This window comes from Bradyrhizobium sp. CAR08 (assembly GCF_052871955.1).
Genome location: NZ_JBIXJX010000081.1, coordinates 1 through 1,204, shown reverse-complemented (window position 1 = coordinate 1,204; position 1,204 = coordinate 1). Strand labels below are relative to the sequence as shown.

Annotated in this window: 1 protein-coding gene; it reads right to left on the bottom strand. The window is 49.9% G+C overall.

Annotated features, from left to right (window positions below):
* On the bottom strand, positions 1–1,204 hold a 1,204-nt coding region (locus ACIPUD_RS39785), incomplete at both ends, for a CapA family protein (protein ID WP_446482992.1).

Genomic DNA, 1,204 nt, shown 5'->3' with positions numbered 1-1,204 from the left:
CCTCATCGGCGCCACGAGCGCTGTTTTCGCCCAAGTGCGCCTCTAGTTTTTCAAGACGCATTAATTTCGTACCATTCTGGCAAAATACCTTCGGGAACACGGGGACAGGTTCTACGCTTTCGATGTAAGTACGGCTGGCACCGTCGGTAAGGCCCTTCGCCAGACTCATCTTCAGCGTCATACTTAGTGCCAAGTGAGAGGCAGCGTTCCATCCGGCATCATAAGTCAAACCTCCCAAGGAGTAAGCAATAACGGCAACGCGATTCGGATCCCTTTTCGTACGATAGTACTCAATAGGCTGGATGACGTGTGGATGATGACCAAGGATCACATCCGCCCCTAGTTCGACCAACTCGTGAGCTGTCTCGATTTGTCTGTGACGGGGAAAAAATTCGAACTCATAACCCCAATGAATGGAAGCGATCATGAAATCGCAAGCCTCTTTCTTGCAATGAGCAATTTGCTTCTCGAGCAATTGCAGATCCGGCTGGACGTACTTCGAGACGAGTTTCGCAGTATGAATACGATAGGCCTCAGGCTCCGGAACGCGGCGATTATTGAGGCCGAACGTAACTGAAACGAATCCGATCTTTATTCCAGCTCTGCTGATAATATTTGCGCGGCCGTATTCGTCCGGATGCGTGGGAGTACCGATACCGATAATTTCATGTTGGGCGAAAAGCTTTTGAGTGGTTTCAAGGCCGGCCACTCCCAAGTCAAAGCTGTGGTTGTTTGCAAAGTTAAGAGCGGTGAAATATTTGCCTTTGTGTCCAGCCAGAGCGGAAAATTGAGCGACTGACGTACGCAGTAGCGTGCAATTTTCTGGATCTCGCGGAGGAACGACTGACCTTTCAAAATTCTGCTCCGTTACCGGAGCCTCGAAATTTGCGAAGGAGATATCAACGTCGAAGAGAACATCGGCAATGCTCTCAAAAAGTATGTTTTTCGACAATTCAATTCCATCTAGGGGCATCAAATCGCCCGCCGCGCCTAGCGTGACAGAGGTGTCCTTTTGGAAACCATCTGGCAGATTTACGATGGACTTGTCGTTCAAAAAGAGAACCTCCGATACACCATTTTCCGCTTTTAGCGTCGGCTTCTCCAACTTGTAGTACCAGTACGCCCAATCGATATACGTCATTTCGGCAGCATCGGTTGCGGCGTCTGCGAGCGGAAAATCCCACTCACCCGTCAGCTTGGCTCT